Consider the following 23,505-nt stretch of genomic DNA (forward strand, 5'->3'; position numbering starts at 1 on the left):
TTTGCGCACTTTTAAAAATTACATTCAGAATGAAACGCTTTGCGTTACATATCACTTAATAAAAAATATCAAATAGATATGAAAGCAGGAATTGTAGGATTACCAAACGTTGGAAAATCAACTTTATTTAATTGTTTATCAAACGCAAAAGCGCAAAGTGCTAACTTTCCGTTTTGTACTATAGAACCTAATATTGGAGTAGTAAACGTTCCAGATCCACGTATTGCTCGTTTGGAGGAATTGGTAAAACCAGAGCGTGTTCAAATGGCAACAGTGGATATCGTAGATATTGCAGGTTTGGTAAAAGGAGCAAGTAAAGGAGAAGGTTTAGGAAATCAATTCCTTGGAAACATTAGAGAATGTAACGCTATTATTCACGTTTTGCGTTGTTTTGATAATGATAATATTGTTCATGTGGATGGAAATGTAAATCCAATTCGCGATAAAGAAACGATTGATATTGAATTACAATTAAAAGACTTAGAAACGGTTGAAAAACGTTTGGAAAAAACCAATCGTGCAGCAAAAACAGGAAATAAAGAAGCGCAAGCTGAAAAAGCATTACTAGATAGAATTCGCGAAACTTTATTAGCAGGAAAATCAGCTCGTACCGTAGTTCCTCAGAATCAAGATGAGGAAGAAATGTTAGAAAGCTTCCAATTAATCACCACAAAACCAGTTTTATATGTTTGTAATGTGGACGAAGCTTCAGCAGTTAATGGAAACAAATATGTAGACCAAGTTCGAGAATTAGTAAAAGACGAACAAGCGGAAGTAATTATTCTTTCAGTAGGAGCAGAAGCTGATATTACCGAATTAGAAAGCTACGAAGAGCGTCAAGTATTCTTAGAAGATATGGGATTAACAGAGCCAGGTTCGGCAGTTTTAATTCGCGCGGCTTACAAATTATTAAAATTACAAACGTATTTCACAGCTGGAGTTAAAGAAGTTCGCGCTTGGACTATCAACATCGGAGATACAGCGCCAAAAGCAGCAGGAGTAATCCATACCGATTTTGAAAAAGGATTCATCCGTGCAGAAGTTATTGCATTCGAAGATTTTTCACATTATGGCTCAGAAGCAAAAGTAAAAGAAGCTGGAAAATTAAGAGTAGAAGGAAAAGAATACATTGTGAAAGACGGCGATGTGATGCATTTCCGTTTTAATGTGTAATTCCTGAGAACATAGAAAACAGAATATAGAAAAATAGAAAACCGTTGAAGCAATTCAGCGGTTTTTTTGTGGCATAACATTTGCAATGGCAAAACAAAACAAACTATCATGAAAAACTTTTTAATTTTATTAGCTTCAATGCTCTTATTTTTTTCTTGCAAAGAACGAGCAGCACACCCTATTGGTAACACATATTATTATCAAGAACCACAGCCTATAAATGATTCAGAGTTAAATTCAATTCCAAATAAATATTTAGGATTGTATGTAAATGAAGATTCTATTTATTTGAATGTTTCAAAAAGAATGATTAAAGAAGAAAGTTTTTTTAAATTCCGAATTCATAAAAATAGTTTAGATTCCATTGCTGATAAATTAGTGAAAGTTAATGGTAAATATAAGTTCAAAGATGAAGCTACTTTTTTAGAAGATAAAGTAATAGGTGATTCTATCGAATTCTCTCAAAAACAGATTGATACTTTTTTTGTCTTTTCGGATAAACAAAAAGCAAAACGAATCAACGGTAAGTTGGTTTTGAGTGAAAAAGATTCTATTTATTGGCAAACAAAATTAGTTTATTTGGGTAAAAATGAATTGGTAATCAAATATTTATATTCTGATGATGATTTAAGAAAAATGGATTCGATTACTAAAATAAAATCCAAGCAATTAGATTCTACAACGTATCTGATTTCTCCATCAAGGTCTGAATTTAAGAGATTTTTTGAAATTAAAAACTTTGGTTATGAATCAAAATACAAGAAAATTTCAAAATGAAAATCCTTAAAAAACTACTAAAGTATTTCGCCATTTTCATTTTATCATTATTTGCGTATTTGTTAATCGTAACCTTATTGTCTTTTGTTTCTGTAAATGAAGATGTGACTGTAAATCAAGAAGAAATCCCAATTTACATTCTAACAAACGGTGTGCATACCGATATCGTTTTGCCAATTAAAAATGAACATCACGATTGGTCAACCCAACTCAAATTTGAACATACGAAATCAAAAGATACCACATATCAATATGTAGCTTTAGGCTGGGGCGATAAAGGTTTTTATTTAGAAACTCCCACTTGGGCTGACTTAAAAGCAAGTACAGCTATAAAAGCGGCTTCAGGTTTGAGTTCGTCAGCAATGCATGTGACTTTTTATAAACATTTGAAAGAGAACCAATCTTGTAAAAAGCTTCAAATTTCGTTAGAAAATTATAAAAAGTTAATTGCATTTATTAATGAATCTTTCCAAACTAAATCAGGTAAATTCCTGAAAATTGAAACCAATGCCGTTTATGGAAAACACGATGTTTTTTATGAAGCCAACGGAAGCTATTCGCTTTTTTACACCTGCAATTCTTGGGCAAACCAAGCCTTAAAAGCAGCCAATCAAAAAGCCGCCCTTTGGACAATTTCAGATAGTGGGATTTTTAGGCATTATAAGTAGTTAAAAAGTCTTTCCTCTTTCCTCTTTTGTTCTTGAACTTGAATTTATTTTTGCTCTTGAACTTGCTCTTGTCAACCGCATTTTGTCAATAACTTATTGGTTTTTCGCTTCTAAATTTTGGAGATAAATGCTATATTGCACAAAATCCAAAATCTGTCTATGTTAGAGCAAAATCAATATACCGAAGACAACATACGTTCGCTCGATTGGAAAGAGCACATTCGTATGCGTCCGGGTATGTATATCGGAAAATTAGGTGACGGTTCATCGCCTGATGATGGTATTTACATTCTGTTAAAGGAAGTTATGGACAACTGTATCGATGAATTCGTTATGGGTGCCGGAAAAACCATTGAAGTGACTATCAAAGATAAATTGGTAACCGTTCGTGATTATGGTCGAGGAATTCCGTTAGGAAAAGTCGTTGATGTTGTTTCCAAAATGAACACAGGAGGAAAATACGATTCCAAAGCATTCAAAAAATCAGTTGGTTTAAATGGTGTCGGAACAAAAGCTGTAAATGCACTTTCGAATTACTTCCGAGTAGAATCGGTTCGTGATAACCAACAAAAAGCAGCAGAGTTTTCAGCAGGAAATTTGACGCTGGAAGAGGATATTCAAGAAACTACAAAACGTAAAGGAACCAAAGTTTCTTTCGTTGCCGATGATACGATTTTCAAAAACTACAAATACCGAAACGAGTACATCATCAAAATGCTCAAAAACTATTGTTATTTAAATCGCGGTTTAACGATTTATTACAATGGTGAAAAATACGTTTCGGATTATGGATTGAAAGATTTATTGGAGGAAAATATCTCGGCTGAAGATATGGTGTATCCAATCATTCACTTGGAAGGTGATGATATCGAAGTTGCTATTACGCACAGTAAATCACAATATTCAGAAGAATACCATTCGTTTGTAAACGGACAAAATACCACACAAGGAGGAACGCATTTAGGGGCTTTCCGTGAGGCGATTGTAAAAACCATCAAAGAATTTTACAACAAACCGTTCGAAGCTTCTGATATTCGTAAATCGATTGTTTCTGCGGTTTCTGTAAAAGTGGAGGAACCGGTTTTCGAATCACAAACGAAAACCAAATTAGGTTCCACAGATGTTGGTCCGAATGGTCCAACGGTTCGTACGTTCGTAAATGATTTCATTAAAACGAATTTAGATAACTTCTTACATAAAAATCCAGAAGTAGCCGATGCGTTATTGCGTAAGATTTTACAAGCCGAGCGAGAACGTAAAGAGCTTTCAGGAATTCGAAAATTAGCCAAAGAACGTGCTAAAAAAGCAAGTTTACACAATAAAAAATTACGTGATTGCCGTGTGCATTTAACCGATGCTAAAAATCCTAGAAGTTTAGAAAGTACGCTTTTTATTACCGAGGGAGATTCGGCTTCAGGTTCGATTACGAAGAGTCGTGATGTAAATACACAAGCGGTGTTCAGTTTACGTGGAAAGCCTCTGAATTCTTATGGAATGACGAAAAAAATCGTGTACGAGAACGAAGAATTCAACTTATTGCAAGCCGCATTAGACATTGAAGAATCGATGGAAGATTTGCGCTATAACAATATCGTAATCGCAACCGATGCCGATGTGGATGGTATGCACATTCGCTTGTTGTTGATTACGTTTTTCTTGCAGTTTTTCCCAGAGTTGATCAAAGACGGACATTTGTATATTCTACAAACGCCATTATTCCGTGTACGAAACAAAAAAGAAACGATATATTGTTACAGCGAAGAAGAACGAGTTAACGCCATCGAAAAACTAAAACCAAAACCAGAAATCACCCGATTCAAAGGATTAGGAGAAATTTCGCCAGATGAGTTTAAGCACTTCATAGGGCAAGACATTCGTTTAGATCCCGTCATGTTAGATAAAGCCACTACGATTGAAACCTTGTTAGAGTTTTATATGGGTAAAAACACCCCAGACCGACAAGATTTTATCATCAACAATTTGAAAGTGGAGTTGGATGTTGTTGAGAAGTAATGGTAACACGAAGTTTCATAATCTGAGAAAAAAATAAACATTTGTCAAAAGAAGTTCAAAATACCAATTTATTCCAACAAGTTGCTGTTTTATTAAAAAATGCACAGCAACAAGTCTTGCGTACCGTAAATTCAACAATGGTTTTTACCTATTTCGAAATAGGAAGAATGATTGTTGAAGAAGAACAAAACGGAAAAGTAAGAGCAGATTACGGTAAACAAGTTTTAAAAGGACTCTCGCAGCAATTGACTAAGGAATTTGGGAAAGGTTTTTCTTTAAGTAATTTGGAACAAATTCGTAAATTTTACATGATTTATTCGAAATCTGAGACATTGTTGCGGATTTCACAAATTCAAAATTCGCAATCAGTGATTGTGGAATCTGAATCTACAATTCCACAATCACTGATTGTGGAATTCAAAAAGTTTGATCATCATACTCTTATCTCATTTTTTAAGCTCACCTGGACGCATTATCTTTTTCTAATGCGAATCGTAGATGAAAATGAGCGAAGTTTTTATGAAATTGAAACCGAGAAGAATAATTGGAGTGTTAGAGAATTAAAACGTCAATACGACTCCGCTTTATATGCACGATTGGCTTTGAGTAGAGACAAAGAAGGAATTTTGAAATTAGCCAAAGAAGGTCAAATCATTGAAAAACCAAAAGATATCATCAAAGACCCATATATTTTGGAATTTTTAGGTTTGCCTGAAATGCATCAGTATTCAGAATCTGATTTAGAAGAACAAATCATTAATAAATTAGAACATTTTTTATTAGAATTAGGTCACGGATTTGCTTTTGTAGCTAGACAACAACGAATTTCATTCGATGAAAAACATTTCAGAGTAGATTTGGTATTTTATAATCGTGTTTTGAGAAGTTTTGTGCTAATTGATTTAAAAATTGGCGATTTAAAACATCAAGATTTAGGTCAAATGCAAATGTATGTGAATTATTACGACCGAGAAATGCGTTTGGAAGGCGAAAACAAAACTATTGGAATTGTACTTTGTCAAAACAAAAGCGATTTATTAGTAGAATATACTTTACCCGAAGATAACGAACAAATTTTCGCCAGTAAATACAAAACCATTTTACCAAGTAAGGAAGATTTTAAACGAGTGATTGAAGGATAGATTACAATGAGGAAAAAGATTTTAAAATTTATCTTAGTTTTTATATTGATATTACTTTTAGTAATACTTTTTCTCATTGGAAAATATCAGTGTGATCAAAATCAAAAAGTAGATGATTTTTTCTCTAAAGTAAAAAGGGTTGAAATAGTATCTTATCCAAGTAGAACAAATTGGCAGGAAAAGGATAGATTTAAAACGAGTGAATTGCATTTAATCATAGAAAGAATCAGTTTTAAAGAAAAATATATTAAAGATAGAATTCGATTAAATGAAGAGCAAAAAAATAAATTAATTGATGCATTCAAAGAAATTAATTTAGGAATTGCCACTCAAGCTGCTTGTTATGAACCAAGACATTTGATTGTTTGTTTTGATGAAAATAATAAGGTTTATGGCTACTTTGAATTATGCATCGAATGTGGAACTTATGATTCTTCTAAAAACATGGAAGGAATTTTAAATTTTTCATTGGAAAAAGGAGTAGAATTTGAAGTACTGTTTAAAGAATTTGGAATAAAACATTTTACAGATAATAATTAGCAATAACTATAAATAGTTAATTGTAAATATGAAAGACGAAGAAGATAACATCATCCCAGAGGACGACAATTTAGAAAATCAAGACCAACCTCAAAAAGAGGAAGGTTTTGAGGATATTCACGTGTCAACGGGACATCATTTTTACGAAAACAACGAAAATCCAGAAGATACCATTACCAAAGTTACAGGAATGTACAAGGATTGGTTCTTGGATTACGCTTCCTATGTGATTTTAGAGCGTGCCGTTCCTGCGATTGAAGACGGTTTCAAACCCGTACAACGTCGTATTATGCACTCTATGAAAGAGTTAGATGACGGTCGTTACAACAAAGTAGCGAATATCATTGGGCACACCATGCAGTATCATCCTCACGGAGATGCGAGTATTGGTGACGCTATGGTGAACATCGGGCAAAAAGATTTATTGATTGATTGTCAAGGAAACTGGGGAAATATTCTAACTGGTGACGGAGCCGCAGCACCTCGTTACATCGAAGCGCGAATTTCAAAATTTGGTCACGATGTGTTGTTCTCGCCAAAAGTTACCCAATGGCAATTGAGCTACGATGGTCGTAAAAACGAACCGATTCATTTACCTGTAAAATTCCCATTATTGTTAGCGCAAGGTGGCGAAGGAATTGCGGTAGGTTTATCAACTAAAATTTTGCCTCACAATTTCAATGAGTTAATCGATGCGTCTATTAAAATTTTAAAAGGAAAACCTTTCACACTTTTTCCAGATTTCCCAACTGCTGGAATTGCCGATGTTTCAAATTACAACGATGGAATGCGAGGTTCTCGTGTACGCGTGAGGGCTAAAATCGCGCCACTAGATAAAAATACCTTGGTGATAACCCAAATTCCGTTTTCAACCGATACCACGAAATTGATTGATAGTATCTTGAAAGCCAACGAAAAAGGGAAAATCAAAATCAAGAAAATTGAAGATAATACGGCGGCTGAGGTTGAAATCGTAATTCATTTACAACCGGGAACTTCGCCAGACAAAATGATTGATGCGCTATATGCGTTTACCGATTGTGAATTGTCCATTGCGCCTTTAGGCTGTGTTATCGAAAATTGTAACAAGCCATTGTTTATTGGTGTTTCCGATATTTTGAAGATTTCTACGAATCGTACGTTGAATATTTTAAAACGAGAATTAGAAATTCAATTGGACGAACTCGAAGCGAAATGGCATTTTGCTAATTTAGAGAAGATTTTCATTCGCGAAGAAATGTACATCGACTTTAAATTGTATTCAGATAGAGAATCGCTTTACAAATACATGTACGATCGATTTGAGCCTTTCAAAACCATTCTAATTCGAGAAATTGAAGATGAAGATTTACAAAGATTGACGCAAATTCCAATGATTCGTATTACACGATTTGACTCGGATAAAGCGGATGATGCAATTGCGAAATTAGAAGCTGAAATTGAGCAAGTGAAACATCATTTGGATCACTTGATTGATTATGCGGTGGATTACTTCACCAATTTAAAAGACAAATACGGAAAAGGAAGAGAACGTTTAACTGAATTACGTAATTTCGACAATATTCAAGCTACGAAAGTGGTGTTGCGTAACCAAAAATTCTATGTGAATAGAGAAGAAGGTTTCGTAGGAATGGGCTTGAAAAAAGATGAATACGTTGGCGAATGTTCCGACATAGATGACATTATCGTTTTCTTACGCGATGGAAAAATGATGGTTACCAAAATTGATGACAAAAAGTTCATTGGTAAAGATATTATTCATGTTGCCGTATTCGATAAAAACGACAAACGTACCATTTACAACATGATGTATCGTGATGGTAAAAACGGTTCTACGTTTATCAAGCGATTCAATGTTTCTGGAGTTACTCGTGATAAATTTTATGATTTGACGCAAGAAAAACCTGGTTCTATGGTATCGTATTTTTCAGCCAATCCAAATGGAGAAGCAGAAGTTGTTACAATTTTATTACGCCAAGTAGGAAGCGTTAAAAAACTGAAATGGGATGTCGATTTTTCCGATATTGCTATCAAAGGAAGAGCTTCTCGTGGAAATACCGTTACGAAATACCCAATCAAAAAAATCGAACTAAAAGAAAAAGGAATTTCCACTTTACGTCCGAGAAAAGTTTGGTTTGATGATACGGTGCAACGTTTAAATGTTGATGGAAGAGGAGAATTGTTAGGCGAATTTAAACCAAACGACCGCTTGTTGATTATCAACCAGTCAGGAAAAGTAAAAACCATTATTCCAGAACTTTCTACCCATTTTGAAGAAGACATGATTGTGTTGGAAAAATGGAATCCAAACAAACCGATTTCGTGTATTTATTTTGATGGCGAAAAAGAACGTTACTTTGTAAAACGTTTCTTAATTGAAAACGAAAACAAAGAAGAAATCTTTATTTCCGAACACGAAAAATCACAATTGGAAATCGTTTCTACCGATTGGCGACCAGTTGCCGAAGTTATTTTTGCTAAAGTGAAAGGCGTTCAAAAAGAAAACCAAGTGGTAGATTTAGAACAATTCATTGCAGTAAAAGGAATCAAAGCGTTAGGAAATCAGTTAACTACAGATAAAATAAAACAGATTAATCTTTTGGATCCGCTTCCGTATGAAGAAGTGTTAGAGGAACCAGAAACTACAACTAATGAAGCTTCAGAGGAAGGAAACGATATTCAAGATTTCAACATTGAATTAGACGATGACGGACAAATTACGTTGTCTTTAGAATAAAATTCTGACCTGCAAGGTTTTTTACTTTGCAGGTTTTTTTTATTGATTTTTATCATTTTTCATACCAAATAAAACCCTTAATTTCGCTCCAAATTAAAACACAACAACATGTCAACATTTCCATCAGATATTGAAATTGCTCAAAATGCAACGATGTCTCACATTAAAGATATTGCCAAAAAAATCAACATATCAGAAGACGATTTAGAATTTTACGGCAAGTACAAAGCCAAATTACCTTTACACTTACAACAAGAAAATCCAAAAGGCAAACTGATCTTAGTTTCTGCTATGTCACCAACGAAATATGGTGAAGGAAAAACTACGATGTCAATCGGTTTGACGGATGGTTTGAATTACATCGGTAAAAAAGCCATTGCCGTTTTACGTGAACCTTCACTTGGACCTGTTTTTGGATTAAAAGGTGGCGCTGCTGGTGGTGGTTATGTGCAAGTGTTACCCATGGAAGACATCAATTTGCATTTCACAGGTGATTTTTCTGCCATTGAAAAAGCGAATAATCTACTTTCGGCGGTGATTGATAACAATTTACAAAATAAGAAATATTCTTTAAATCTTGACCCAAAATCTATTGCGTGGAAACGTGTAATGGACATGAATGACCGTTCGTTGCGTCAAATTATTATTGGAGTAGGAGCAAAAGCGAATGGTACCATGCGTGAAGATGGTTTCAATATTACACCCGCTTCGGAAGTGATGGCGATTTTATGCTTGGCAAAAGATTTAGAAGATTTGAAATTCCGTTTAGGAAATATATTTGTTGGGAAAACGTTAGATGGAAAAGCTATTTTCGCTCGCGATTTGAATGTATTAGGAGCCATGGCAACGTTATTGAAAGACGCGATTAAACCTAACTTAGTGCAAACGATCGACGGAAATCCAGCGATTTTACACGGTGGACCATTTGCGAGTATTGCACAAGGAACGAATACAGCGATTGCAACCAAAATGGGATTGTCACTTGGTGATTACGTAGTAACAGAAGCAGGTTTTGGTGCCGATTTAGGTGCTGAAAAATTCCTTCATATCAAATGTGAACAAAGTGGTTTAAAACCAGATGCTGTGGTTTTAGTAGCAACAATTCGTGCCATCAAACATCATGCGGGATTAGCAGCGGAAGATTTTAAAACGGAAAACGTAAGTGCCATTGAAAAAGGCTTTTGCAATTTGGAAAAACACATTGAAAACATGCAGCAATTTGGATTGAATCCTGTGGTTTGCATCAACGCTTTTCCAGATGATACGCAAGCGGAATATGACAAATTAAAAGAATTGTGTGCTACAAAAGGAGTAACCGCTATTGTAAGTACTGCGTTTGCTCATGGTGGAAAAGGTTCGGCAGAAGTAGCGCAAAAAGTAGTTGAAGAAATTGAAAAAGGCACGGCTAATTACCAACCGTTGTACCAGCCTTCGGATAGTATTGAACATAAAATTAATGTAGTTGCTAAAAATATTTATGGTGCGAATTCAGTTGAGTTTTCTCCAAAATCGAAAGCTCAATTGAAAATGATTAACGATTTAGGATTTGGTCACTTCTCTATTTGTATGGCGAAAACACCAGCGAGTTTTTCCGATAATGAAAAATTAATTGGTCGTCCTGCGAATTTTGATATTACGGTTCGTGAGTTTGAAATCGCTAGTGGTGCTGGATTTATTGTACCGCTTTTAGGTGAAGTAATGCGAATGCCAGGTTTACCAGCGGTTCCAAACGCAGAACGAATTGATATTGATAACGAAGGAAGAATTACGGGATTGTCTTAGTGTTTTGACACAAGTAAACAATACAATTCCTGTCTAACCCAGATAGGAATGAAAATAAAAAATGGTCACTGAGTTTCTCGAAGTGACCATTTTTTATTGTAATGTATAGCAGGAATATGGTATTCTGATAAGTCCCGAACCATTCGTTCCTAATCTTAATTCGCTTTTTTACGCATTTTCATATTTAAAAATTCCACTCCTAATGAGAAAGCAATAGCGAAGTATAAATATCCTTTTGGAACCGCGCCTACATGTTGTCCTACTAATTCGGCATGTGATAAGTGCATACTTTCGGTGATTAACATAAATCCGATAAGGATTAAGAAAGCTAAACCTAAGATTTGGATAGATGGGTTTGCATTTACGAAATTTCCAACTGGAACAGCAAATAACATCATAACTCCAACCGAAATTACTACTGCGGTGATCATAATCGTTAAAGCGCCTTCGACACCGTTAGTCATTCCTACAGCAGTTAAGATACTGTCTACTGAGAAAATTAAATCGATAAGTAGAATTTGACCAATTACGCTTCCGAATGATTTTGCGGCAGAGGTTTTTAATTCTTTTTCTTCTTCACCTTTGTGGTCTACTTTTTCGTGGATTTCTTTGGTACTTTTATAAATTAAGAACAATCCTCCAAGCAATAAAATTAAGGCTTGACCTGTAATTTCAGCTTTGAACCAACCAAAATCGAAACCAAACCAAGGTTCTTTCATGGCAATTAATAAGGTAATTCCGAAAAGTAAAGCAATACGCATGAACATAGCTAAACCTAAACCTAATCGAGTAGCTCTTTTTCGATCTGCTTCGGGTAATTTTCCTGTTACGATTGAGATAAAGATAATGTTGTCAATACCTAAAATAATCTCTAAAAAAGTTAGGGTTAAAAGTGCTATCCAGGCATCTGGATTTAAAAATACTTCCATTTTATTTTGTGTTTTTAAAGCTTGTTATACGTGACTAATTTGTTTTTGTTACAGTACCGCGTTGTTTTTTTGAATCGCCCACAAACGAATATTCAAAAGTATAAGTATTGTCTTTGGTAGTCAAGATTTTCATTTGAACTGCTTTTTTCTCTTCGCGGTTTTTGGGATTGATGTTTTGAATCACATATTCGCAATCGTTTGTCCAACGTACCTTGAAAGTATCTATTTTTCCTTCGTAGGTTTCAATTTGAATAGAATCGTTGCGTTCAAAAGTACTTGTATATTTTTTACCTTCGATTTCGGTTTCTGAAATGAATTTACCCGTTTTAAAATCAGTACAATTACGCTCTTGATTGTAACAAGAAGTTAGCAAAGTAAGTAATAATAAACTGCAAATAGAATATTGTATTTTGAATTTCATAATTAATTTTTGAAATTGATATTGAACTTGTTATTGATTGTTTTTATCACCATCAAACATGCTTTTTACCATGGTATTAACGCCTTTATAAATTAAGTACATGGCGGCTATTGCTACAATAATCCCTAATGCTAAAACGTAAGGATAGAGGGGATTTTTTTCGTTTTTGAAAGCACTATTTATGATTATGGGTCCCAAAAACAATAGCGGTAAAGCACCGGCCAAAAGTTTGATTCCTTTCACTAATACATTTTTATCGGTTGCCATTTATTTTGAATTTAGGTAAAATTGAATTGCATTTCTAACACTGCCGTGCGTTTTTAAGAGTTCGTTGGCTTCTTCATAATTAACTGGAATTTCCTCCATAATCATTCGAGTTCCTCTATCAATTAATTTGGTATTACTTAATTGCATATCCACCATTTTGTTCCCCTTAACACGTCCTAACTGAATCATGGTCGCGGTTGAAATCATATTCAATACTAACTTTTGAGCTGTTCCAGCTTTCATTCGTGAACTTCCAGTTACGAATTCTGGACCTACTACCACATCAATAGGAAATTTTGCCGCTTTTGATAACGGACTTTCCGCATTGCAACTGATACTTCCGGTGCTGATATTATTTTGATTGCACATTTCTAATCCACCAATAACATAAGGCGTAGTTCCCGAAGCGGCAATTCCAACCACAACATCGTTTTCATTGATGTTCCATTGTTGTAAGTCTTTCCAAGCTTGTTCTCGGTCGTCTTCAGCAAATTCTACCGCTTTTCTTATGGCTGTATCGCCACCTGCAATAATTCCGATTACCAAATCAAATGGAACACCAAAAGTTGGCGGACATTCCGATGCATCTACAATTCCTAAACGTCCTGAAGTTCCTGCTCCAATATAAAACAAGCGACCACCTTGTTTCATTTTCGAAACGATTTCAGTCACTAATTTTTCAATTTGTGGCAACGCTTTTTCAACAGCTAGCGGTATAGTTTTGTCTTCGTTGTTGATATTCGTTAACAAATCGGTAACCGACATTTTTTCTAAATGTTCGTATTTGGATGCTTGTTCGGTGGTTTTGGTAAAGTTCATGCGATTATTTTAAAACGTGATGCGCCAAAACATTCTGCACATCATACACATTAACTGATTTATTAAATTGTTTCACCACACTTGGATGCGCTTCACTAGAAACCCAGATTTTCAATTCGGCTTCTAAGTCGAAAGTTCCTGCAGTTTCTATACTAAAACGTGATATACTTTTATAGGTGATGGATTTGTACTCGATTTTACTACCTGTAATTCCTTGTTTTTCAACTAATATTAATCGTTTGTTGGTAAAAATAAAGGTGTCGCGAATCAGTTTGAAACCTAACTCGATTTCTTCACTTGTAATTAAAAGTTTGCCGTAATCTTTTACTAAAGTTTCTTGATTTACAGCGCCTGCATTTCCAAGTAAGGCAGAAAAAATTCCCATATTGATTGTTTTAAATGTTCTTCAAATTTAATTAAAAACTACTAATGTTATTATGATTAAGTAAGATTAATGCGAATGTCCCATTTCAATTACAAATGCCAATAAAAATCCAATCACAATCATGGTTATCTTGGCCAAATTGAACTTGTGTCCTTCGTTACTTTCAAAAATGATAGTAGAAGAAATATGAAAAAGAATTCCTACTACGATAGCTGATATTTCTTTAGCGTAATGTTGGGCAAAATGCATTTTTTCGGCTAAAAATGTTCCCATTGGAGTCATTAAAGCGAATGTAAACATAAAACCAAAAATCATCATTTTGTTCATTTTGGCATTCACGAAAAACAAAGTTAAAATAATAGCGATAGGTAAGTGGTGAACCGCAATTCCGTATGCTAAATTTTGATTATTGTGAATTGGAAATCCCTCTAATAAAGCATGTATACACAAACTAATAAACAACAACCACGGAATATGGTGCAATTCGTTATGTTCATCGGTATGCACGTGAACGTGACCGTGTTCGGCTCCTTTTGAGAAAAATTCTAATAAGATTTGGAATAAAATTCCAATCATGATGAAAACGCCAACAGGTAAAGTGGTATGTGCTTCTTCGCCTTCGTGAACATGGCTGTGTCCTTCGCTAAATAATTCAGGAAGTAAGTGTAAAACCGTTAGTGATAATAAAAATGCACCACTAAAAGCCAACAACAATTTGATGTTTTTCTTTTTTTGTGGTTTTAGAAGTAATGCGAACAAAAAGCCAATAATTACGGCTGAAAAGGTGATAATATATTGCATTATTTGAAAATCATGATTAAACGTTCTGATTGGTTTTTATAGAATTTTCGCAATTTATAATCGCCAAAAATGTCTAAAAGATAAATGCCTGCTTCTTCCATCATTTTTTCAAAATCTTCTAAACGAAGGGCTTGTACTCTTTCTGTGAAATGATATTGCTGACCTTGGTCTTCAAATGAAATTTCTTTGAAAATATGACCGTCTTTGTAATAGCGTTTGATGTGGAAATCAATTCCGTCTACCGATTTTACTTCATCGGCCACTAAGTTTTCAATTACATAGTCCACATTCATAAAATCAATTACTGCAAAACCGGTTTCCGTTAAACTATTATGGATGGCTTTGATGGTTTTGTAATTGTCGGCATCATCTTCAAAATAGCCAAAACTGGTAAATAAATTAAAAATGGCATCGTATTTTTCATTACACATTTCGCGCATGTCGTGCACCTTGAAATGTAGTTTTTCATTGGTAAATTTTGACGCTTCTTTGATGCTGTTTTCCGATAAATCTATTCCGGTTACATCGAATCCTAACGAATTTAAATATATGGCATGACGTCCTTTTCCACAAGCTAAGTCTAAAATTCTAGCATCTTCAGGAAGGTTTAAATAATGCGTTAGATTGTCCATTAGTAACTGAGCTTCTTCGTCGTTACGTTCCTTATATAAAATGTGGTAGTACTTGGTATCAAACCAAGATTCGAACCAGTTAGAAGTATTTTGGTTCTCTGATGAATGAGTTGTATTATTCTTTTCTGACATTTTAAACGATATTGATATCTTTGAACTTGCAAATTTAATGTATTTTTGTACGATAATTCAATAAATAGGAATATTGATTTCTAATTTGGGAATCAATGATTAACAATAGTAAGGAAAAGGAAATTACTATTTTAAAGAAAAGAAAATGGAAAATTTTAAAATGACGGCTAAAACGTTCTTTGGTTTTGAAGAAATATTAGCTAAAGAATTACAGGTTTTAGGCGCTCAAAAAGTAGAAGTTGGTACGCGAGTAGTCAGTTTTATGGGCGATAAAGGTTTCATGTATAAAGCCAATTTAGCTTTAAGAACAGCATTAAAAATCTTGAAACCCATTAAAACCTTCAAAGCTTTCAACGATAAAAGTTTATATGAAGGCATTAAAAAAATTGATTGGTCGGATTATTTAAACGAACATCAAACGTTTTTAGTAGAAACTACTTTGCATTCGGATTATTTCAATCACAGTCAGTTTGTGGCTTTAAAGACAAAAGATGCGATTGTGGACCAATTTCGTGAAGTAAAAGGAAAACGTCCTAGTATTGACAAAGATTTTCCTGATTTACAAATTCACGTGCATATTGATAGAGACACCGTAACGGTTTCTTTGGATACTTCTGGTGCGTCGCTGCATCACAGAGGATATAGAAGTGCTACCAACATTGCGCCTATCAATGAAGTTTTGGCTGCTGGTATGTTGATTTTATCCGGTTGGGAAGGAAAGAGTCATTTTCTAGATCCTATGTGCGGTTCTGGAACTATTTTGGCGGAAGCAGCGATGATTGCTTGTAATATTCCGGCAAACATTAACAGAAAAGAATTTGCTTTTGAAAAATGGAAAGATTGGGATGCCGAATTATTTGATGATATTTTGGAATCCTTATTAAAGAAAACACGCGAATTTCATTATACAATAAAAGGTTATGACAAAGCACCAAGTGCTGTAGCTAAAGCTAAAGATAATGTTCGTAATGCCAATTTAGACGAATACATAACCATTACTAATGAAAACTTCTTCGATTCTAAAAAAGAAACCGAAGGACCACTACACATGGTATTCAATCCGCCTTATGGAGAGCGTTTGGATATTGATATGGAACGTTTTTACAGAGAAATTGGGGATACGCTAAAACAACACTATCCAAATACCAATGCTTGGTTTATTACTGCAAATTTAGAAGCATTAAAATTTGTAGGCTTGAAACCGAGTAGAAAAATTAAACTTTTCAATGGAAAGTTAGAAGCCCGTTTGGTGAAATACGAAATGTACGAAGGCAGTAAGAAAGGAAAATACATGAATACGGAAGAATAAGTATTCAGTGTTCAGTTTTTAGTGTTCAGAAATTAGTTCAACAATTAAATAACATAAACAATGAGCAAGAAAGTTAAAGCATTTTTATACAACTTCTTTGGTTTTGTGGTGATTTATTTACCTACTTTATATTTGGTAGATGAGTTTACCCATTTGAATGGTTTTTGGATACCTATGACGGGATTTATGGTGGCATTGATTTTAGCTCCAAAATTCCAAGCGATGAAAACTCAAGGTGGTGAAAAAATCTTTATGAAATGGTTGTTTCTTAAAGATGTAAAAGAGGTAGGCTAATAAAATTTATTACAAATATAATCTTACAGATTAAAGAATTTTATTCTTTATTACCTTGTACATGAGCTCGATGATATTCGAGCTTATTTTTTTAATAAGAATGAATTTAAAATTTTTTCACCTGTAACCCTATAGGTTTCAAATTTTTCTTTTTCACTTGTGAAAGTTAAAACGTATGCTTTATCATCGGAAACCCTGAAGTATTGTTCAAATTGTAATAAATAAAACCCATTATCTACAACATAAATTACTTTGTGAAACTCGTCATTGTTTTTGTTAATTCTTTTGTTTTCAATCAAAGTGTAATTCGTAAACATGCTTTTCATTTGATCTTCTGATATTTTGGTGTATTGATCAAGATCAATATCGAGTCCGGTTAAATCTTGAATTAGAAGGTTTACGTTTTCTCTAAATGTGTCTTTTTCTGATTCTAACGGAGAAAGTATGATAAGACTGGTTCCCATCTCTCCACTTTCGTTCAATTCCCAATGAGAAGGATATTTGATAGAATAGCTATGATGGTCTAGTGATTTCCAATTGGTTGTATTTGATGTTTGTTCTACATTATTTTGACCTACAGCTACATAAGAAATTAGCAATAAAGAAGTTAATGTTTTTATCATGTTTTAATTAGTTATTGTTTTATTCAGTTTAAGGTATCTGTAATATTGTGATGTTTTGAATATATACAAATATAATGAAAAGTTTTAGAGATACGCTAACTATGAGCACTTGTAAATTTGTAATATAAATTTTGAATTTTTTATTGTTTTTTGTCATAGAATTTAGGTATTGGCTATGACCAAGACCAAGCCTATCCTAAAAGCAGAACACGTAAAGACGGTTGGGTAATTACAGAAATGCTATCCATTAACAAACACCATAATAATAACTAGTGATTAAAGGGTTTTTAGTTTGAGAAAAATTCAAATTATTTGTAAAAAAATAAGAAAGATTTTATTTTTTTAGATGAAATCATTAGATTTCATTGGTTTACAATCGCTTAATTTAATTTAGATTAGTTCTATTTATTTAAGAATTAATCAAATCTTAAGATATTGTTAATTAATTTGTGTTAAAAAATTATAAATTTGTACTAAATAATTAAATATTAAAATTTTATATACTTTTAAATGAGGTGTTTAGCCTTTTTACCTAACCTAATTGTTGTAAAATTTTTTAAATCATAAGTATTTTACTTTTACATATAAGTAATTGATAATTACTTTTTTACATATTTTTTTATTTATATTTTAACTAACATTTGATTTCACATTTTTAATCACAAACCAGAATCTTTCTTTAGATTATTTGATTTTGTTTTAAGCACTATGTGAAATTTAACTCTTTCTGTAATATGATAGAAAATTATTTTACTTCTTCATTGATTAAATCAAACGGTAAATTAAGAGAATGGTTCGTTGCTAATGTAAAATTAGTATTGGTTTATCTTTTGGTTTTACATTCAGGTGCTTCTTTTTCACAATGTAATTCGGAAACACCGGTTCCATTTATTGATTCAACTTTTGGAAATTTAACTGCTACTGGTTCTACAAGTGGTATTTGTTTATTTTGCTCGGCTTCTAATCCTGGAAGACTTGTAGATAGTGATTTAAATAATTTTGCTACAGCTTCACTTCCAATAGGAGTTGGCGGTTCGGTTGAGTTTAGAGTTACCGATACGAATACTGATTATTCCGCTGGTAAATTTGTAGGTTACAGAATTGCTCCAACAGGTGCATTAACGTTAGATGTTCTAGGCTCTATTTCTATTAGAACTTACTTAAATGGCGCTTTGAAAGAAACTAGCTCAGGCAGTTCGCTTTTAGGAGTTGGGCTGTTGAATGGTACGGGAGATTATGTTGTAGGATTTACCACTACTCAAGATTTTGATGCGATAGAGATTTCGGTTGGTGGTTTAGTAGGATTGTTAAATTCTATAGATGTTTATTATCCAGTAATTAGAGAATATTGTGCGGGTCCTGCATTGGATTGTAATACGTATACGGCACTAAATTTGCCGTTATTTCCAGTTAGTATTGAGCCTTCACATACAGGTGTTTCAGGGGTTAGTGTTGCTACAATTTCTGACGTAGATAATGTTATTTCATCAAGCGTATCAGACTTTGCTACTATTAGTTTTACGTTGGGAGTGGCAGGCTCGGCTAGTATATCGGTTAAAGATCAACTTACGAATTATCCTGCGGGAACTTATGCTGGTTATGAGATTGAAAATTCTAGTTTGGTTAATCTTTCGGCACTAGGAAACTTTTCCTTAACCACTTACTTAGAAGGGGTTCAACAAGAAGTTTTTTCTGGGAATAATCTTTTGGTTAATGTACCCTTATTGAATAATACTGGGCGTTTTAAAGTAGGTTTTGTATCTTCACAATCTTTTGATGAAGTGCGATTTTCAATTAATCAAGTTGTTGGTTTAAATTTAGGTGATACAAAAGTTTATGGATCAATATTTGAGAAATTTTGTGCGGGTCCAGCATTGGATTGTAATACTCAAACGGCAGTATCAGCGCCTACCTATCCTGTATTTATTGATGGTGCTAACACAGGAATTGATGGTTTAGTATGTGCTTCGTGTAGCGTTACTGATACAGAAAATATAATTGATGAAAATCCTTCTAATTACGCTCAAATTAATTTACTTCTAAGTGTCGGCAATAGTGGAAGTATCGCAGTAAAAGATCAAATTACAGATTATCCAGCAGGAACCTTTGCTGGATTTACGATAGAAAATCCTGCTTTATTAAATGTTAATGCATTGGATGCCATTACGATTCGTACTTATCTGAACGGTGTATTGCAGGAAACTAAGTCTGGAACTTCTGGATTGGCAACTGTAGGGACTGACTTGTTGGTAGGAACTAGTAAGCAGACCATCGGTTTTATTTCCTCAACTGCATTTGATGAGGTTAAAATAACGGTTACTAATTTGCTAACTGTTAGTTTAGGAAGTGTAAATGTATATGAAGCGGTATTTCAAAAATATTGTCCAGCTACAATAGAATGTAACAAATCGTATGCTTTAATAAATCCTGCTTTTCCAGTTACTATTGATGGAACTAAAACAGGTATTGAGGGAGCAGTTTGTGTAGCTTGTGCTGTAAATAATGCGAATAATGTATTGACTCCTAATACAACCGATTATGCTTCAATTGCTATAACGGCTGGAGTTGCTTCTACTGCTTCATTAGCTGTAGTTGATCAACTTTCTACTTATCCAGCTGGAACATTTGCCGGTTTTACCATTAATAACGTAAGTAATTTAGTTGAATTGGATTTGTTAAATTCTATCACTATATCGACATATTTGGATGGTATTTTAAGAGAGACTAAAAATGGATCTCAATTATTAGGACTTACATTAGCTATTCCTATTTTGGGAACAGGTACGGGAGTTTACAACGTAGGTTTTAAAACCGCTTTGCCTTTTGATGAAGTTAGAATTACGGTGGGTTCACTTGTTGGAGTTATTAATAATATTGATGTTTATGGTGCTTTTATAGAGACATCTGCAACTAGCGGAGGTTCGTTAGTATGTGCCACAATTGTTGCTAATGATGAAAATGGAGTACCTGCTAATGGAACAACAGGCGCAACGGCGTATTCTAATATTTTAGCTAATGACACTTTAAATGGTGTTGCAGTTGATCCAAACGAAGTAGTAATTACTCAAGTTTCATCTAGCAGTCCTAATATTTATTTATTGGGAACTGATGTTATGGTAGCTCCTAATACTCCTATAGGAAATTACACGTTGACTTATAGAATATGTGAGGTTATCAATCCATCGAATTGTAGTACCGCTACTGTAAATGTTTTGGTTTCTTCAGGAACGTTAGAATGTAATAGTGAGGTTCCAATTCCTTTTACCTCTAATACTTTTGATGCTATTTCAGCTACCACCTCTACAACAGGTATTTGTGTTCCTGGAGTTTGTGGTGTTTCTAATATTAATGCTATTGCTGATGCTAATTTGATTAATTATGCAACTGTGACTACTGCTATAGGGCTAGGTGTTACTCATAATTTAAGAGTTACAGATGCCAATACTGATTACGATGCAGGCTTATTTGTTGGATACAGAATTGCTCCAACGAATGGCTTATTATCTTTAGACTTGATTAATAGCATGACGATGCGTACTTATCTTGATGGAGTTTTAAGAGAAACATCAGCAGGAGCCGATTTATTAAATTTAAATTTACTTGGTGACCCTACTAATTTTGTTGTAGGATTTAATACCACTCAATCCTTTGATGCAATAGAAATCAGTTTTAGTAGTTTAGCTGGAGTAATTACTTCTACCAATGTTTATTATCCAGTTATAAGAAATTATTGCGCGGGTCCTGCATTGGATTGTAATACCAATACGGCACTAAATTTACCAGTTTTCCCTGTTAGTATTGAGGGTAATCGTACGGGTATATCTGGTATTGGTTTAGGTACTGTAAGTAATACTGAGAATGTAATTAGTGCAGATGCAAGTGATTATGCAACCATAAATTTAACAGCAGGTGTTTTAGCATCGGGTAGTATTTCGGTTAAAGATCAAATCACAAATTATCCTTCAGGTACTTTTGCAGGTTTTGAAGTTGAGAACCCTTTATTTGTAGACCTATCTTTACTTGGTAATATTACATTAACCACTTACTTAGATGGCGTACAAGCCGAACAATTTTCGGGTAATAATTTACTTTTGAATGCACCCGTCTTAAGTACGGCCGGACGTCATAAAGTAGGATTTGTTTCTACACAATCTTTTGATGAGGTAAGACTTTCAATTAATCAAGTAGTTGGAGTAGATTTAGGTTCTACAAAAGTATTTAACACTGTTTTTCAAAAATTTTGTGTAGGTTCAGATTTGTCTTGTAACACTCCTGCGGTACTAAGTTCTCCAGCCTATCCTTTATATATTAATGGAAAAAATACAGGATACGATGGTTTGATTTGTGCTTTATGTTCGGTTACAAATACAGAAAATCTTATCGATTCTAATCCAAACAACTTTGCAACTATTAATTTAACTGCGAGCGTTGGTTCAACGGGAAGTATTTCGGTTAAAGATCAAATTACAGATTATCCAGCTGGATATTTTGCTGGATTTGATATTGAGAACCCTTCATTACTTAGTGTAGATGCTTTAAATGCAATTCAGGTTGTAACTTATTTAAACGGAACACTTCAAGAATCTAAGTCTGGTTCAGGAGCTTTAATTGCTGTTGGAACCGATTTATTGCAAGGAGGCAGCAGAAGAACAATAGGATTTGTTACTACCCAATCTTTTGATGAGATTCAACTTGTTTTAACGAATACAGCTTTAGTTACCTTAGGTTCTACTCAAGTATATGCGCCAATTTTTGAAAAATTTTGTGCTGCTACTATAACGTGTGATCAAACTTATGCTTGGACAAATCCAAACTTTCCAGTAACTATTGATACTGCTCAATCAGGAATTTTTGGTGTAGCGTGTGTAGATTGTAAAGTGGATAATGCTCAAAATGTATTGTCTTCTAATACTACAGATTATGCAAATATATATTTGAGTGTTGGTGTAGCTGCTACAGGTTCTATAGCGGTACATGATAATTTATATACTTATCCAGTTGGAACATTTGCTGGTTTTACCATTAAAGATTTAAATAATATAATTGAATTAGATTTATTAAATTCTATTACTATTTCTACTTATGATAATGGTGTATTAAAAGAGACAAAATCTGGGGCGCAATTGTTAAATCTTTCATTAATTGCTCCAATTCTAGGCAATGAACCCGGACTTTATAATATTGGATTCTATGCCACTTCGTCTTTTGATGAAATAAGAATATCTGTTATTTCTTTAGTTGGTGCCATCAATAACATTAATGTTTATGGAGCGTTTGTTGATACCACAAACAGTAATGATGGTCCTGGTGGAACTCTTAACTGTTTGAGTTTAATTGATGCGGTTGCGGACATTGCAGGTCCGATTAATGGTACTTCAGGTTCAATAAATGTGGTGAACGTACTTACCAATGACACTCTAAATGGAGTAGCGGTAGTTCCTTCAGATGTTATATTAACAACAGTAACACCAAATTCTAACTTAGTACTTAACCCAGATGGTAGTGTTGATGTTTTACCAAACACACCAGCGGGAACTTATACGTTAACTTACCAGATTTGTGAGGTATTAAATTCAACTAATTGCGATACAGCAGTGGTAACGGTTACGGTAACCTCAGGAACAATTGATGCGGTTAATGATGCTGGTACACCAGTTAATGGTTTTGTAGGAGGAACGGCAGTAGCCAATGTACTTGCAAACGATACTTTAAACGGAACGCCAGTTAACTCGTCAGATGTTACTACAACGTTTGTTTCTTCTACTAATGTAGGAGTCACTTTATCTGGTACAAGTGTTCAAGTTGCACCAGGTACGCCAGCAGGAACTTACACTTTAACTTACCAAATTTGTGAGGTATTAAATCCAACGAATTGTGATACTGCGACTGTAAGTGTAACAGTAACAACAGCTCCAATTGATGCTATTAATGATGCTGGTACACTAATTAATGGTTTTGTAGGAGGTACGGCGGTAGCCAATGTACTTGCAAACGATACTTTAAACGGAACGCCAGTTAATTCATCAGATGTTACTACAACGTTTGTTTCTTCTACTAATGT

Annotated in this window: 19 protein-coding genes; 11 read left to right on the forward strand and 8 right to left on the reverse strand. The window is 34.0% G+C overall.

Going from position 1 to position 23,505, the window contains the following annotated elements:
- Positions 1–78: 78 nt before the first annotated feature.
- The 8 genes from ychF to NAT47_RS10725 all read left to right on the forward strand — a co-directional run bounded on the left by ychF (position 79) and on the right by NAT47_RS10725 (position 10,832).
- Positions 79–1,173: a redox-regulated ATPase YchF gene (gene ychF, locus NAT47_RS10690; RefSeq protein WP_250582606.1), complete on the forward strand. Its 1,095-nt coding sequence runs from the start codon at positions 79–81 to the stop codon at positions 1,171–1,173.
- A gap of 108 nt (positions 1,174–1,281) precedes the next feature.
- Entirely contained in the window at positions 1,282–1,950 is a 669-nt protein-coding gene (locus NAT47_RS10695; RefSeq protein WP_250582608.1) for a hypothetical protein, read from the forward strand.
- A complete protein-coding gene (locus NAT47_RS10700; protein WP_250582610.1) occupies positions 1,947–2,618 on the forward strand; it encodes a TIGR02117 family protein in 672 nt (223 codons plus the stop codon). Before NAT47_RS10695 ends, NAT47_RS10700 begins: the two co-directional genes overlap by 4 nt.
- Before the next feature lie 159 nt (positions 2,619–2,777).
- A complete protein-coding gene (locus tag NAT47_RS10705) occupies positions 2,778–4,631 on the forward strand; it encodes a DNA topoisomerase IV subunit B (RefSeq protein ID WP_250582612.1) in 1,854 nt (617 codons plus the stop codon).
- A gap of 41 nt (positions 4,632–4,672) precedes the next feature.
- Positions 4,673–5,773, forward strand: coding sequence for a PDDEXK nuclease domain-containing protein (locus NAT47_RS10710; RefSeq protein ID WP_250582614.1), 1,101 nt, complete (start codon positions 4,673–4,675; stop codon positions 5,771–5,773).
- A 45-nt stretch (positions 5,774–5,818) separates the two neighbouring features.
- Entirely contained in the window at positions 5,819–6,313 is a 495-nt protein-coding gene (locus NAT47_RS10715) for a hypothetical protein (protein WP_250582616.1), read from the forward strand.
- Between the two features lie 28 nt (positions 6,314–6,341).
- Positions 6,342–9,050 (forward strand): DNA gyrase/topoisomerase IV subunit A, encoded by a 2,709-nt coding sequence (locus NAT47_RS10720; protein WP_250582618.1) that lies wholly within the window; start codon positions 6,342–6,344, stop codon positions 9,048–9,050.
- 108 nt (positions 9,051–9,158) lie between these two features.
- Complete coding sequence (locus NAT47_RS10725) at positions 9,159–10,832, forward strand: formate--tetrahydrofolate ligase (protein WP_250582620.1); 1,674 nt, start codon at positions 9,159–9,161, stop codon at positions 10,830–10,832.
- 155 nt (positions 10,833–10,987) lie between these two features.
- Here NAT47_RS10725 and NAT47_RS10730 read toward each other — a convergent pair whose 3' ends face one another.
- The 7 genes from NAT47_RS10730 to NAT47_RS10760 form a co-directional block, all read right to left on the reverse strand.
- Entirely contained in the window at positions 10,988–11,761 is a 774-nt protein-coding gene (locus NAT47_RS10730; protein WP_250582622.1) for a TerC family protein, read from the reverse strand.
- Positions 11,762–11,795: 34 nt separating this feature from the next.
- The gene (locus tag NAT47_RS10735; RefSeq protein ID WP_250582624.1) at positions 11,796–12,182 is read right to left on the reverse strand and encodes a DNA topoisomerase IV; all 387 of its coding nucleotides are present in this window, start codon (positions 12,180–12,182) and stop codon (positions 11,796–11,798) included.
- A gap of 30 nt (positions 12,183–12,212) precedes the next feature.
- Positions 12,213–12,449 carry a DUF6095 family protein gene (locus NAT47_RS10740; protein ID WP_250582626.1) on the reverse strand — a complete coding sequence of 79 codons (237 nt, stop codon included), beginning with the start codon at positions 12,447–12,449 and terminating at the stop codon, positions 12,213–12,215.
- Positions 12,450–13,268, reverse strand: a complete 819-nt coding sequence (murQ, locus tag NAT47_RS10745; RefSeq protein ID WP_250582628.1) for an N-acetylmuramic acid 6-phosphate etherase — start codon at positions 13,266–13,268, stop codon at positions 12,450–12,452. It lies immediately after the preceding gene.
- Positions 13,269–13,272: 4 nt separating this feature from the next.
- A complete protein-coding gene (locus NAT47_RS10750; protein ID WP_250582630.1) occupies positions 13,273–13,653 on the reverse strand; it encodes a PH domain-containing protein in 381 nt (126 codons plus the stop codon).
- A gap of 66 nt (positions 13,654–13,719) precedes the next feature.
- Positions 13,720–14,454 carry a ZIP family metal transporter gene (locus NAT47_RS10755; protein WP_250582632.1) on the reverse strand — a complete coding sequence of 245 codons (735 nt, stop codon included), beginning with the start codon at positions 14,452–14,454 and terminating at the stop codon, positions 13,720–13,722.
- Positions 14,454–15,218, reverse strand: coding sequence for a class I SAM-dependent methyltransferase (locus NAT47_RS10760; RefSeq protein ID WP_250582634.1), 765 nt, complete (start codon positions 15,216–15,218; stop codon positions 14,454–14,456). Before NAT47_RS10760 ends, NAT47_RS10755 begins: the two co-directional genes overlap by 1 nt.
- Before the next feature lie 145 nt (positions 15,219–15,363).
- Between NAT47_RS10760 and NAT47_RS10765 the strand changes: the two genes are divergently transcribed.
- Both NAT47_RS10765 and NAT47_RS10770 read left to right on the forward strand, forming a co-directional pair.
- Entirely contained in the window at positions 15,364–16,527 is a 1,164-nt protein-coding gene (locus NAT47_RS10765) for a THUMP domain-containing class I SAM-dependent RNA methyltransferase (protein ID WP_250582636.1), read from the forward strand.
- A gap of 60 nt (positions 16,528–16,587) precedes the next feature.
- Positions 16,588–16,821: a hypothetical protein gene (locus NAT47_RS10770; protein ID WP_250582638.1), complete on the forward strand. Its 234-nt coding sequence runs from the start codon at positions 16,588–16,590 to the stop codon at positions 16,819–16,821.
- Between the two features lie 83 nt (positions 16,822–16,904).
- Here NAT47_RS10770 and NAT47_RS10775 read toward each other — a convergent pair whose 3' ends face one another.
- Positions 16,905–17,444, reverse strand: coding sequence for a PsbP-related protein (locus NAT47_RS10775; protein WP_250582640.1), 540 nt, complete (start codon positions 17,442–17,444; stop codon positions 16,905–16,907).
- Between the two features lie 734 nt (positions 17,445–18,178).
- Here NAT47_RS10775 and NAT47_RS10780 point away from each other — a divergent pair.
- Positions 18,179–23,505: beta strand repeat-containing protein (locus NAT47_RS10780; RefSeq protein ID WP_408610609.1), on the forward strand; the 5,327-nt coding region annotated here is incomplete at its 3' end.

This window comes from Flavobacterium fragile (genome assembly GCF_023634865.1).
GTDB lineage: Bacteria > Bacteroidota > Bacteroidia > Flavobacteriales > Flavobacteriaceae > Flavobacterium > Flavobacterium fragile.